This is a genomic window from Marinobacter sp. L-13 (assembly GCF_056857715.1).
This window is the reverse complement of record NZ_JBSXNQ010000030.1, coordinates 14,397-27,708: the sequence shown is the minus strand read 5'-3', so window position 1 is coordinate 27,708 and position 13,312 is coordinate 14,397. Positions and strand designations below refer to the sequence as shown.

Below are 13,312 nucleotides of genomic sequence, written 5' to 3'. Positions count from 1 at the left end.
GCGCCTGTTTCTGGTTGAGTTTGCCAGTCGCCTAAACCGGCAATAAAAGCGCTGCCTGAAAGGCAGCACTTTTACTGTCTACGGTCAGGCGGCTTAGCTATCCAGACCTTCAAGTAAGCCCGCCATATCGTCGGCGTGCTCCTCTTCCTGAGCCAGGATTTCCTCGATAATCCGCCGTGATGTCGGGTCCTGATCTCCCAGATAACGGGCAATTTCGCGGTAGCTGTCGATGGCAATCCGCTCCGCCACCAAATCTTCCACTACCATTTCCCGCAATGTATCGCCCTCAACGAACTCGGCGTGGGACCTCGTTAAAAGACCTTCGGGCGAGAAGTTCGGTTTCCCACCCAACTGCACGATACGTTCGGCCAGCCAATCGGCGTGCTGCTGTTCCTGGTCTGCATGCTCCAGGAACTCTTGGGCAGCGACATTGGCGTTGATGCCATCGGCACGGAAGTAATGGCTCTTGTAACGCAGGGTGCAGACAATTTCGGTTGCCAGCGCCTCATTCAGGATTTTCACGACATTGTCGCGGTTGGCACCGTAGCCCTCGGTAAGCGCCCCTTCTTCGATGTGCTTACGGGCCCGCTCTCTGAGGGTTTTCACGTCGGTCAGAAACGGTTGATCGGTCATAATGTCTCTCTCGTTTCTCTCATTGATCTCTTGAATTCGGCATAGCGGCCGCCCGCTATGCCATTTCACCCTGTCCACTCAGGCAGTGCGCAACATCTCCCGCACCACGTAATGGAGGATGCCGCCATGCTTGAAGTAGACGGCCTCGTTGGCGGTATCGATGCGAGATTTCAGCTCGCAGGTCTCCGTGGATCCGTCCTTGTACTTCACCGTCATCTTGAGGGTCTGACCCGGCTTGATCTCGCCCGACAGGCCTTCGATGCTGATGGTCTCCTCACCGGTGAGCTTGAGGCTCTTGCGGTCCGTGCCATCCGGGAACTGAAGTGGCATTACGCCCATACCGATCAGGTTGGAGCGGTGGATGCGCTCGTAGGATTCAGCCACCACAGCTTTTACACCCAGCAGACGGGTACCCTTGGCCGCCCAGTCGCGGCTGGAGCCGGTACCGTATTCCTTGCCGGCAATGACCACCAACGGCGTGCCTTTCTCCTGATACTTCATGGCGGCATCGTAAATCGCCATCTGTTCGCCCGTGGGCACGAATTTGGTGTAACCGCCTTCCACGCCGTCGAGCATTTCGTTCCTGATGCGCACATTGGCAAAGGTGCCGCGCATCATGACTTCGTGGTTACCCCGGCGAGAGCCATAAGAGTTGAAGTCTTTGGGCTCAACACCGTGCTCCTGCAGGTATTGTCCGGCAGGGGTGTCCGGCTTGAAGGAACCGGCCGGTGAGATGTGGTCGGTAGTCACCGAATCGCCCAGCAGTGCCAGTATGTTGGCATCCTTGATATCGTCGATCGCGTCCGGTTCTTCCTTGAGCCCTTCGAAGAACGGCGGATGCTGGATGTAGGTGGATTTATCAGACCACTCGTACACCTTGCTTTCCGGCACCTTGATGGACTTCCAGGTGGCGTCGCCGTCGAAGACTTCCGCGTATTCCTTACGGAACATATCGGTCTTCACTTTCTCCACCGCTTCAGCGATCTCCTGCTGGCTCGGCCAGAGGTCCTTCAGGTACACCGGGTTGCCATCCTTGTCGTTGCCCAACGGATCTTTTGAGAGATCCAGGCGCACGTTGCCGGCCAGCGCATAGGCAACCACCAGAGGCGGCGATGCCAGCCAGTTGGTTTTCACCAGCGGATGCACCCGGCCTTCGAAGTTCCGGTTGCCGGAGAGCACAGAGGCCACGGTCAGGTCACCATCACTGATGGCTTTCTCTACCGCGTCCGGCAGAGGCCCGGAGTTGCCGATGCAGGTTGTGCAGCCATAGCCGACGAGGTTGAAGCCGAGTTTGTCCAGATCGTCCTGGAAGCCACCCACTTTCAGATAGTCAGTGACGACTTTGGAACCCGGCGCCAGCGATGTCTTGACCCAGGGCTTGGTACTCAGTCCCTTCTGGACCGCTTTCTGGGCGATCAGGCCTGCGGCCATCATAACGCTCGGATTTGAGGTGTTGGTGCAGGACGTGATCGCCGCAATGACCACGGCGCCCGGATCGAGCCGGCTTTTCTCGCCATTCATCTCAAGGGGCTGGCTGGCATGGTGCTCGTAGCTGTCATCGACGCCTACGGCAGTCTGGCCGCCCTCAGACTCAAGATTCGCCTCACGGTTCTCAGCCGGCCCTTCAGCGGTTTCCATCAAAAGCTCAAAGGACGACTTCATGTTTTTCAGGGCAACACGATCCTGCGGGCGTTTGGGGCCGGCAAGGCTGGCCTCAACTTCGCCCATGTCGAGTTCCAGGTTGTCGGTGTACACCGGCTCATGGCCGGGCTCACGCCACAAGCCCTGGGCCTTGGCGTAGGCTTCCACCAGCTCCAGCTGTTCTTCCTCACGGCCGGTCAGGCGCATGTATTTGATGGTCTGCTCATCTACCGGGAAGAACCCGCAGGTGGCGCCGTATTCCGGGGCCATGTTGGCGATGGTGGCCCGGTCTGCCACCGGCATGTCCTTCAGGCCGTCGCCATAGAACTCCACGAACTTGCCCACCACGCCTTTCTTGCGCAGCATTTCGGTGACGGTGAGCACCAGATCTGTTGCGGTGATGCCCTCACGAAGCTTGCCGGTGACCTTGAAGCCCACCACTTCCGGAATCAGCATGGAGACGGGCTGGCCCAGCATGGCGGCTTCCGCTTCGATGCCGCCAACGCCCCAGCCAAGAATGCCCAGGCCGTTGATCATAGTGGTATGGGAGTCTGTGCCCACGAGGGTGTCCGGGTACGCGATGGTCTTGCCGTCCTGGTCCTTCTGCCAGACGGTCTTGCCGAGGTACTCCAGGTTCACCTGGTGGCAGATACCCGTGCCCGGCGGCACCACACGGAAGTTGTCGAAGGCCTGCTGGCCCCAACGCAGAAATTCGTAACGTTCCTGGTTGCGCTCCATCTCGATGGTAACGTTGTCCTTGAACGCAGAGGCGTCGCCAAAATTGTCCACCATCACAGAGTGGTCGATCACCAGGTCCACCGGCGACAGCGGGTTGATCATCGCCGGATCCTTACCGGCTGCCTTGACCGCCTCACGCATGGCAGCCAGGTCGACGACGCCGGGCACGCCGGTGAAATCCTGCATTAACACGCGGGCAGGCCGGAACTGGATTTCAGTGTCGGAACAGCGATCCTTCATCCACTGCACCATGGCATCAATGTGGCTTCTGTCCACGGTGGTGCCATCCTCATTGCGCAGAAGGTTTTCCATCAGCACTTTGAGCGAAAACGGCAGGCGATTCAGGTCGCCGAGGGTGTCCGCAGCCTTGGGCAGGCTGTAGTAATGAAAGGTTTTACCGCCAGCATCCAGGCTGGAAAGGGTATTCAGACTGTCTTTACTGAGACTTTCGTTCGACATGTGGTGCCTCCTTTTTCGTCGTTATCCGCGTAGTCCGGAAGGCTCTTTCGAAGCCCTTTCAGCAACGCATCGACCGGGAAAGCAATCCCATACCGGGCAATAGCCTGATGAAAGGACTCCACAGCATGAAGTCACCTTTAACTATTGCAGCAATTAACGAGAGTTCAACCGCGGGCCGGTGAATGTTCGGCATCAGCGCGGTGAATATCAGACCAACGTCGGAGAGCCGGACGACTCTCCGACATCAGTTCCTGGAAGGTTTAGATGCGATACAGCTTCACCAGTTCATTCAGTTTTTCGGTGACCGCCTCAAGGTCTGAAGCCATGGTTCTGACCCGCTCCGCCTCGGATACCACATCGTTGTTCCGGTTGGCGATGGAATGGATGTTCTCATTGATCTGAAGCGACGTGGCTGCCTGCTCTTCCGAGGCCGATGCGATCTGGTAATTCATTCGCGAAACCTCGCCGATGGCTGCTTCAACCTCACGGATTGCCTCGCCGGTTTCCCGCATTGCCCGGGTGGATTCGGAAGAGCGTGTACGCCCCATTTCCATGGATGCCTTGGTGGCTTCGGAGATTTCACTCAATTCGCCCACTGTCGTCCGAATCTGATCGGTAAACTCCTGGGTGCGAAGGGAAAGCGCCCTTACTTCATCCGCTACCACTGAAAATCCACGGCCATGGTCTCCGGCCCTCGCGGCTTCGATGGCGGCGTTCAGGGCCAGCAGATTGGTCTGCTCGGAAATGGCGTTGATGGAACCGACAACAGAAGCGATGGATTCAATCTTTTCGCTCAGTTCATCGACCCGACTGGCGCTGCTCTCAAGCGCCTCGTCAGTGGCCTCGGTCAGCTTTGAGGCATTGGTCATGGCCTCGCCACCCCGGCTTGCCGCAGCCGATGCGTTACCAGCCGCATCAGAAGCCAACTGGGCGTTGCTGGCCACCTCCTGGATGCTGGCTGACATCTCGTTGGTAGCTGTTGCCGCCTGATCGGTCTGGACCTGCTGCTCACTGGTGATCTGCGTCGTGGTATCGCTAACGCTGGTCATTTCATTAGCGTTTGAGCGCAGCTGCTCTGACAGTTCCCTGAGTCTGGCAATCAACTCAACGAACCGCTCAAGCATATTATTGAAGGAACTGGCCGTGACGCTCTTGTCTGCCTCATCAAGACGGGCTGTCAGATCGTTGTTGCTGTCGAAGCCCCGAATAATCTCGATAATCCTGATCGACTGCTTTTGCTCCTCGCCCATTCGGATTGCGAAGAACACCAGAATCGCCGCCTCGAAAACCACGAAAGCTGCGTGCAGAAATGCGATCGACCAGCTGCAGTCATAGTTGAAGATCATCAATGCCATGTTGCCAAAGGACGCACCGCTCAGCTGCAGGCCCGTCAACGCCAAATGATGAACAGCGATGGTACCTGCCGCGACCACCACCGGCAGCCAGTCCCGATAAATGATCACCAGAGCCAGGGCGGCAAAGATGTGGAAATGCATTTCAATGCGACCCAACTGCGCCTGGATCATGATGGCTGAGAAGAGCATCAGGCAGATTGCGAACAGTGACGACAAGGCCCTTGTTCCACGCATCGTAAAGAAACCGGCAGTTGCAAGACCTCCCACTAACAACGACGCAATCAGAGCAAACGTGGTGGTGCCATAGCCCATCGGCACCAGCAAGCCGACCACCGGAATATGAGCCAGAAGGATCAACAACATCTGGCGATCGGTGCGCTCCCGGATTTCAACTTCATAAGACTGACTGTTTACTGCGGTCGTCATGTGGAACTCTCGCTATTTTTGTCTTTTAGTAAGCGGCGAAGATCCTGTTCAACCAGCTTGAGATTCAGATCTGGTGTTGTGTAAACCAGCCTTCTGCGGAACTCTCCCGTCACTACATGCAGATGTGCGCTGTGAGCAATGAGATCATCCTCGGAACTACCCTGTTTAACGGCAAAATCGTTGTAAGCTGAAGCAAGTTTTTGAGCGGCCCGGTGAGTTTCCGGCCGGTAGTATTTGAACGCCTGCCCAAGACTCTCCATGGTCTGGTCAAGGACTTCCGGTGTGTCGTTTTCCGGGTCAAGGGTGACAAACAGGAACTCGATCTCAGTCCCATCCAAAAGCTGGCTCAGCTCCATCAGATTGACCAATTGAACCGGGCAAACGGTTCCGCACTGGCGATAACCAAAGAAAATAACGGAAAGCCCGTTCTGCGGAGGCTGGTAGCCATCCAGGTTCTCCCCCGGCTCATCAATCGCCATCCCGTAAAACCCGCTGTTGTTGAGCAGCGACGGCATCACCGGGAGCGCAAGTGCCAAAAGGAAAGCTGCGGCGAAAAGCAGAATACTTGTCGTTTTCCTGTTCACTTTTCCTGTCCGTGAAAGATCGGCGCAAGTTTGCAGAGAAGTTTGAAACCGGGCTATAGGTGCATTACGCAACGTTTAGCCCCTAGAACTTGCATTTGCAATCTTTTACGGACGCAAAAAGCGACAGATCTTTTTTGTTGTAATGAGAAGTAAACTTTAGGGACAGGATTACGTCTGGCGATCGCCATAAAGCTGGGCGTAGAGACCTTCTCTGGCAATCAGTTCATCGTGATGCCCCTCCTCGATTATCCGACCGTCTTCGAAAACACAGGCACGATCTGCCTGTTTAACGGCGCTGAGGCGATGGGCAATGATCAGCGTGGTGCGCTGTTTGAGGAAAGCTTCGAGGTCCCGATGGAGCTGAAACTCTGTTTCCGCATCCAGAGCCGAGGTGGCTTCATCCAGGATCACCACTGAAGGCTCTGACAGGATCATCCGGGCAATGGCCAGGCGTTGACGCTGTCCGCCCGACAGGCGCACGCCCTGTCGGCCGATAACGGTATCAAGCTGGTCGTGCATTGCCGCAACCGTGCCGTCCAATTGGGCGATTCGCAGGGCATCCCAGAGCGCGGCATCGGGCTTGTCCCGGCCAAGGGTCAGGTTCTGGCGAACGGTGTCGTTGAACAGCGCCGGGTGCTGAAGCACGGTCGCGACATGTTCACGAAGGCAGGGCAAGCCAATGCGCTCAACAGGCACTCCATCAATCAGCACCTCGCCCTGCTGCGGTGTGTACATGCCGAGGATGACCTGAATAAGGGTCGACTTGCCGCCACCGCTGGCGCCCACCAGGGCCACTTTTTCGCCGGGCGCCAACTCCAGATTGATGCCCCGGAGCACCTGCTCCTCGCCATAAGCGAAGTGGATATTGCGCAGGGTAAGCCCCACGGTATGACGGTCGCGGAACGGGTTCTCCAGCGCCGGATAGCGGGGCTCTTCTTTCAGATCCATTAACCGGTTGATACGCCCGAGCGCCGCATTGGCGGCGAACCAGGCGTACTGCATGTTGAGCATTTCCTGAACCGGCGTCAGCATGAACCAGAGGTAGCCGAAAATGGCGAACATCATGCCGATGCTCAGGTCGCTGAACAGCACGGTTACCATCGCGGCGGCCCGGAACGCGTCGACGCCGAACTGGAACAGGGCAAAACTGGCCCGGCTGGCTGCATCGCTGCGCCATTCGAACTGGATCGCGTGGTCCCGCACGTTGCGGGCGCGGTCGATCAGCTGGCGCAGGTAATGCTTTTCCCGATTAGCTGCCCGCAGCTGGTGAATCGCATCCAGGGTTTCCGTCAGATCCCCCTGGAACTCCTCGTAAGCGCTGTTCTCCCGCCGCTTGAGCTCCTTGACCCGCTTGCCGATCAGAATCGTGGCGAAGATGACCAGAGGATTGAACAGCAGAATCAGAAGTGCCAGCTGCCAGTGCACCCAGAGCAGTACCAGGGCGGTACCGAATACCGTGAGACTGGCCACCAGGAAACGGCTGATGGTGGTGCCCAGGAACTGGTCTACGGTATCCAGGTCGGTGATGAAATGACTGCTGATCCCGCCGGAGCCGCGGGTCTCGTACTCGGACATGGCCACCCGTTGCAAACGCCCGAGCAGGCGGGACCGGATGCGGAACACCACATCCTTGGAAACCTTGGAAAATTCCCGGGACTGCAAAACGTTGAACGACAGTGCCGCCACACGAAGCAGAAATGCCACCACAACCATCAGGCCGATATAGACCACCGGTGTTTCCCAGCTCCCCGGCAGGAAGGAATCCATTACCGGTAACACCGGGCCAGGCTCGTCCAGCAGCACTTCGTCCACCAGAACCGGCAGCAGCAGTGGCACCGGCACACTCATCACGGTGGCCATGATAGCCAGCAGATTGGCACGCACCAGTCTTGGCTTGTGCTTGAGCGCAAGCCCAAAGATGTCCCGCCAGGTGTACTGCTGCCGGGTTTCTCGAGTATCGATACCGGTTACGCTGTTTTGCGGGTGTTCCAAGCAACCTCCGGAGAATCAGATGTGCCCGGTTGGATACGCCCGGGAACTGACAATAGTCTACCTGTTAACTGGTTTGCTGCGATCAAAACCGACATCTGTCATCATGAGCCATCGATTTTCTGATGGACCAGGACACAAGCACCTGTGAAACACGATTGCCACTACCACCCCGGCGACCCTGCCAAATGGCACTGTGGGGAGTGCCAGATTCACTACTGCAGCCGCTGCATGCCCGACGCCGATACCCGACAGCGTCGGGCCCTGTGTCCGCACTGCAGCAAGGCCATGCGATACCTGGGCGCCGCCACCGAAGTGGTCCCGTTCTGGCAGCGACTCGGCGCGTTCTTCCGCTACCCGTTCCATACCGATCCGCTGATCGTGATCGCCATCTGTACCCTGGTGCCGGTAGTCGCCCCCGCCAACCTGATCGGCATTCTGATCTGGCTGGTGCTGGCGCTTGCGCTCTTCAAGTACACCTATGCGGTGATCAACCACACCGCTGAAGGCCACCTGAAACCGCCCGCCGTGTCCGTCGCCTTCACCGGCAGCGGGTTTGATATTGTCATCCTGCAGTTGCTGGTCTTCGTGCTGATGGGCGGGCTGGTTGGCGCGGCTGCCATGCTCGGCGGCCCCATCCTGATGCTGCTGGCGCTGGCATTTGTCATTCTGGCATTACCGGCCAGCATCATGGTTCTGGCCATGGAACGCTCGGTGGGTGCTGCGGTGAATCCGATGAACCTAGCGGTGCTGATCTCGCGAATTGGCACCCCTTATTTCCTGCTGTACGGCTACCTGATCCTGCTGACCCTCGCCTCGGGCGCGGCCCAGGACTTTGCGGTGAATCATTTTCCGTTCTGGGTTGCCCAGCCCCTCGCCGGCTTCCTGAACAGTACCTTCACCCTGATCCTGTTCCACATGCTTGGCTACCTGCTGTTCCAGTACCAGGAAGAGCTGGGATTTGCCTCGGATATCCAGGATGACACCGCAGGTCAGGACACCCACCAGCGCGACCGCAGCGCCCGCTTTGATGCCGATATCGATATGAACCTGAAAGACGGCAACTACGATCGGGTGCAGAACATGTTGAGGGAAGCTTTGAAGCGGGACCGGGATAACGCCCTGAGGATCGGCCAGCTGTACCAGCTACTCACCGCCCGCCAGGACACCGACGAACTCTACCGCTACCATCCACGAATCCTGGGCTGGCTGGCCGACCGCAACGACGGCGAAGGCATCGCCGGTGTGCTGAATACGATCCAGAAAGCAGAACCCGGCTTCAAACTGGAGGATCCGGACCTTTCAGTGCGCTGCGCCCGGGCCCTGTACCACCGGGGCCAGTTCAAACCGGCCTTGCGAGTGCTTCAGGATTTCCACAAACGCTTCCCGGACAGCGAACAGCTGGCCCCAGCCTATCTGCTGGTCGCCCAGACCCTGGCCAACGGCTTGTCCCAGTGGGAAAAGGCAACGGCCTTCCTGACGTTTATCCAGAAAAAATGTGTGAATCATCCGCTGCATGAGCAGATTACGGTTTATCTGGAGCAGGCGCAGAATAAAGAGCCATTGAAGGGTCCCAAGGCGTCTTTTTCGGTTCAGGAGTAAGGCAGCGTATGGGGGCGGCTTCCCAAAACACGCTGTAAATACATCCGTGTACGCTTGGCTCCGCCATCCCTGGCTCCGCACAGTTTTGGGAAGCCGCCCCCATACCCTGCCCCGAACTGTGTCAATTGGCCTGCAATAATTGGCGATAATGGCGTGCTTTGGGTGCCATCTGACGCTTCTCAAACTCTTCCACCAGCAACCGACAGGCCTCGGTTGTCAGCATGTCATCGCCGGTGCTTTTCAATCGCTCAAAGGCTTTCTCGGCAGCTTTCAGATCATGCTGTTTCAGGCTGGTAAACAACACCCGGTTATGGTCCTGCGCCGATAACGGCTGATAGCTTTCCCCTTTACCCAGGTATTCCTGCCAGATCGCAATCATCTGCTCTGGCTGGCGCCGGCTGAGGGCATCGTTCATCAGCTCTTTGGCGCGATCACGATATTCGGGCAAGTCCGGGCGGAGTTTGGCCAACTGGTAAAGGTGTTCCAGCAGAATATGGCGTTCCGGATAGTGCTCACGAAGAGCCTCGAATTGCCGCCGGGCCAAATCGAACTCCATTCGGCCGAGGCTGGCCATGGCCTGGGCATAACCGGTGGTGAACCTGGCATCCTGCTCTTCCTCTTCCGGCTCGAAGAATTCCTCTCGCACCTGCAGCCAGCTCTTGCCCAGCAGCCAGACCAGGCCGGCACCAGCGATCAGACCGCCAGCGTGGGCCATGTAGGCGATGCCGGTGGCACCGGCGTACCAGTAATCGTAGATTTCCTTGCCCACCCATACGGGCAGCAGGGCAATAGCCGGAGCACGGAAATAGTTGAAGTAAACGCCAAGAAAGTAGAAGAAACGGATCTTCTGCAGCCCGTAGATGGCCACATACATGCCCATCAGGCCGGAGATCGAGCCCGAGGCACCCACGAGAGGCACATAGCTACCTGCAGAAACCGCGGTAAACATCAGGCCGGAAAGGGCGCCGCACACCAGGTAGGCAATCAGGTACCGGCCCGGCCCCAACGCTTTCTCAACGGTAAATCCGAGCAGGAACAGGAAGATCAGGTTGCCGATGATGTGGCCCCAGCCGCCGTGTAGAAACTGGTAGGTAATCAGGGTATACAGCGACAGATCCGCCGGCACCAGACCAAGCTGGTTGGCACTGAGTTTCTGAAGGTATTGCTGCTCGATGGCGCCGCGCTGTTCCTGCCAGTGCGCCCGTTCCGCCGGCGCCCAGATGACATCCCGATTTTGCAGCAGGTACTGGTAGAACTCCCGGTCCATCATCAGGTTGATGGCCAGCCAGAAGTTCTCGTTCTCTTCCCGAAGTTGCTGAAACTGCTGGAGCTCGTAGACCCGGCTCTCTTCGCCCTGAAACTGTATTTGCCGCTGCAGGTAATCCTCGTAGGCCGGTGCCTCCAGCTGATGAAGATCGGCGGCCAGGTATTGTTCAACGGCCTGCTCGAGTTTGCGGCTGTCATCCCCCTGGTAGAACAGAAAAACCAGCAGGCAGGCCATGATCAGGCCAAGAGTGACCCAGGGCGGGCGTTTCCAGTTGATGGCGTTTTCGGCGGGGATAATCAGCATGGGCGGTCACAATTCATCATAATCTGTCCCTGAAAGAGTGTTTTTTACCACACCCAGGCCTTCTTTTCGCGCTCAAATGGAATCCAGCGCAAAGGTCGTTGCGGGTCAATCCCGGAAATGTGGCACACCCCACAGAGTCGGGAAAGCCCAAACGACTGGTCCGGTTGTCATTGGGATGTCACAGAAATGACATTTAATCGGTTCCATCGACGGACTGTACCGGGCCATATATCGACCTTTCGCCAATTGCCGTTGTTCCTGCTCCAGCCAATAGTGAACAGGAATAACAAGAAAAACCGGATACCGAACCAAGGATTTTCAGATGACCGTACTCGTACTGGATAACCCGGAGCTGATTGCCAATGCCGCGATAGCTGCCGGCTTCACCACTGCCACTTTCGAGGCTGGAACCAGGCGCCCGCACCGCATGAAGTTCCATTACGGCTTCAACAAGCACTCGGTGGACAATGATGACATGGCGTTCCTCCAGCAGCATGCCGCCTATCTGAAGGAACACCCTTCCGTCAGCGTCAGGATTCATGGCCACTCCGACAACTTCGGCTCGGAAGACTACAACCGGTTCCTCTCCCGATTGCGGGCCAACGCGGTAGCGCGGATTCTCATGCAGGAAGGCGTTGCGGAATCGCGGATTCTGATGAGTCACTGGGGCTCGGCCCGCCCTCTGGCAACTCCGGAAGATCGGGCTGCCAACCGGCGGGTTGAGCTGGAGTATCTGACTCTGGATGTGGCCCGGGCGCTCTGACAAATCGCTTACATACGAAAAAAGGGGGCCAGGCCCCCTTTTGGATTCACTCTCTGCAAATCTTGCCAGTAGCGTTTCCGTTAACCGTAAACCTGCCAGACGTTCCACAGCAGCAGCAATGCAGCCACCAGGATTGCCAGCCAGGTCAGCAGGATGCCGATCATCCGGGCCCAGTGGGTGCCGCCGCGACCGTTGATCATGCCGAAGGCATGAAGAATGCGGCCAACCACCAGCGCCATACCGGTCCAGTAAATCAGAGTACTGGAAACGCCGTTGAGCTCAGCGATAGCCAGCATGAGCAGACCGAGTGGCGCATACTCCACCAGGTTGGCGTGGGCCCGGACCGCGGCCTCGAAATCCCGATCATCGGTGACGCCCAGGCCCTTTTTGTACTTCAGACGAAATTTGACGACCTGCGCCGACAACACCAGCAAAAGAATGCCGATAACTGCGGCAAACACTCCGGTTACGGGTACGATCATGCTCAGGCCTTCTTGATTGCACTAACAATAGCGAGAAGCAACACAGCGCCTACCGTTGCGGTGACCAGCTCACCAACAGCACCCTGGGCCGCCAGACCCAGAAGGCGGAACACAAAACCGCCGAGAAACGAGCCGACAATACCAATACCGATGTTGGCCAGAATGCCGAAACCACGGCCCTTCATGATCAAACCAGCCAGCCAACCGGCCACACCGCCTATAATCAAAAACAGAATCAGATTCATCTCTTGCCTCTCCCTGAGGGTCGTTGAACGAAACGATCAGTCCCGCAAGACTGCCCTGTTTACCGAAGTGCTTCAAGCACTTCCAGACGAGGCGATTACAATGTGGCAATCGTCTCCGACATTTTTTTGTGGCAACGCTCGATCAGCTCCGGAATATCATCAACCGTGAGACCCTCGGTTTCGATGGGCGGTAAAACCCGAATGGCCACTGACTCACGCCGGCCTGTCCAGCCGACGGCCTCATCGGCGTACTCCTGAACACAGACCATGGTGATGGGCGCGCCTGATGCTACCGCTGCGTGAAACGCGCCTTTCTTGAATTTCTGCAGTCCCCGGCCTCTGCTGCGAGTGCCTTCGGGGAACACCCAGAGGCTCTTTCGATCCCGTGCGATGGCGCTGCTTGTGGCCTTCATGACCGCAATGGCCTTGTGGGAGCGTCCGCGATTAAGGATAACGTTACCGCCCAGCCAGAAGACCTGGCCAAAGAAAGGCACCCAGACCAGTGACGATTTACCAACCGTGACGGTGCGCGGCGGCAACAAGTCGCCCACAACAAACAGATCGTCATTGTGCTGGTGATTGGCAATGACGACGGTAGGCCGGTCCTGCGGCATGTTTTCCCAGCCTTCAAGAGGGCGCTCCATACCCAGAACCGCCCGCCCGAAACGAGCGACGACGCGCGCCAGGATACGGTTGTTGTCCGGATTGAACGGCCTCGCCGCGTAGAACACGAGCGCGAACAGGCAAATGATCGGTACGCTCAGCCACGCCAGCAGTTTTCTGATAATACCCATGCAACCAAACTCTGCAGCGAAATTTTGGCGC

Annotated in this window: 11 protein-coding genes; 2 read left to right on the top strand and 9 right to left on the bottom strand. The window is 57.6% G+C overall.

Annotated features, from left to right (window positions below; translation table 11 throughout):
• Positions 1-93 precede the first annotated feature (93 nt).
• The 5 genes from AC13DD_RS01895 to AC13DD_RS01875 form a co-directional block, all read right to left on the bottom strand.
• A complete protein-coding gene (locus AC13DD_RS01895; protein ID WP_008173036.1) occupies positions 94-633 on the bottom strand; it encodes a ferritin-like domain-containing protein in 540 nt (179 codons plus the stop codon).
• Positions 634-711: 78 nt separating this feature from the next.
• Positions 712-3,471 carry an aconitate hydratase AcnA gene (gene acnA, locus AC13DD_RS01890; RefSeq protein ID WP_008173037.1) on the bottom strand — a complete coding sequence of 920 codons (2,760 nt, stop codon included), beginning with the start codon at positions 3,469-3,471 and terminating at the stop codon, positions 712-714.
• A 260-nt stretch (positions 3,472-3,731) separates the two neighbouring features.
• Positions 3,732-5,252, bottom strand: coding sequence for a methyl-accepting chemotaxis protein (locus AC13DD_RS01885; RefSeq protein WP_482930770.1), 1,521 nt, complete (start codon positions 5,250-5,252; stop codon positions 3,732-3,734).
• Positions 5,249-5,908, bottom strand: a complete 660-nt coding sequence (locus AC13DD_RS01880) for an SCO family protein (RefSeq protein ID WP_476158363.1) — start codon at positions 5,906-5,908, stop codon at positions 5,249-5,251. Before AC13DD_RS01880 ends, AC13DD_RS01885 begins: the two co-directional genes overlap by 4 nt.
• A gap of 96 nt (positions 5,909-6,004) precedes the next feature.
• Positions 6,005-7,828: an ABC transporter ATP-binding protein gene (locus tag AC13DD_RS01875; protein ID WP_482930769.1), complete on the bottom strand. Its 1,824-nt coding sequence runs from the start codon at positions 7,826-7,828 to the stop codon at positions 6,005-6,007.
• A gap of 144 nt (positions 7,829-7,972) precedes the next feature.
• Between AC13DD_RS01875 and AC13DD_RS01870 the strand changes: the two genes are divergently transcribed.
• On the top strand, positions 7,973-9,427 hold the full coding sequence (locus tag AC13DD_RS01870) for a hypothetical protein (protein WP_482930768.1): 1,455 nt from the start codon (positions 7,973-7,975) through the stop codon (positions 9,425-9,427).
• Positions 9,428-9,548: 121 nt separating this feature from the next.
• Here the strand turns inward: AC13DD_RS01870 and AC13DD_RS01865 are convergent, their stop codons facing one another.
• A complete protein-coding gene (locus AC13DD_RS01865; protein WP_482930767.1) occupies positions 9,549-10,997 on the bottom strand; it encodes a rhomboid family intramembrane serine protease in 1,449 nt (482 codons plus the stop codon).
• A 322-nt stretch (positions 10,998-11,319) separates the two neighbouring features.
• Here AC13DD_RS01865 and AC13DD_RS01860 point away from each other — a divergent pair, with 322 nt between their 5' ends.
• Positions 11,320-11,760, top strand: coding sequence for an OmpA family protein (locus tag AC13DD_RS01860; protein WP_482930766.1), 441 nt, complete (start codon positions 11,320-11,322; stop codon positions 11,758-11,760).
• Between the two features lie 80 nt (positions 11,761-11,840).
• On the opposite strand, the gene AC13DD_RS01855 is transcribed toward AC13DD_RS01860, so the two are convergent.
• The 3 genes from AC13DD_RS01855 to AC13DD_RS01845 all read right to left on the bottom strand — a co-directional run bounded on the left by AC13DD_RS01855 (position 11,841) and on the right by AC13DD_RS01845 (position 13,281).
• Positions 11,841-12,242: an MAPEG family protein gene (locus tag AC13DD_RS01855; RefSeq protein WP_482930765.1), complete on the bottom strand. Its 402-nt coding sequence runs from the start codon at positions 12,240-12,242 to the stop codon at positions 11,841-11,843.
• Between the two features lie 2 nt (positions 12,243-12,244).
• Positions 12,245-12,487, bottom strand: coding sequence for a GlsB/YeaQ/YmgE family stress response membrane protein (locus AC13DD_RS01850; RefSeq protein WP_008175780.1), 243 nt, complete (start codon positions 12,485-12,487; stop codon positions 12,245-12,247).
• 95 nt (positions 12,488-12,582) lie between these two features.
• Complete coding sequence (locus AC13DD_RS01845; RefSeq protein WP_405417414.1) at positions 12,583-13,281, bottom strand: lysophospholipid acyltransferase family protein; 699 nt, start codon at positions 13,279-13,281, stop codon at positions 12,583-12,585.
• Between the last annotated feature and the right edge of the window lie 31 nt (positions 13,282-13,312).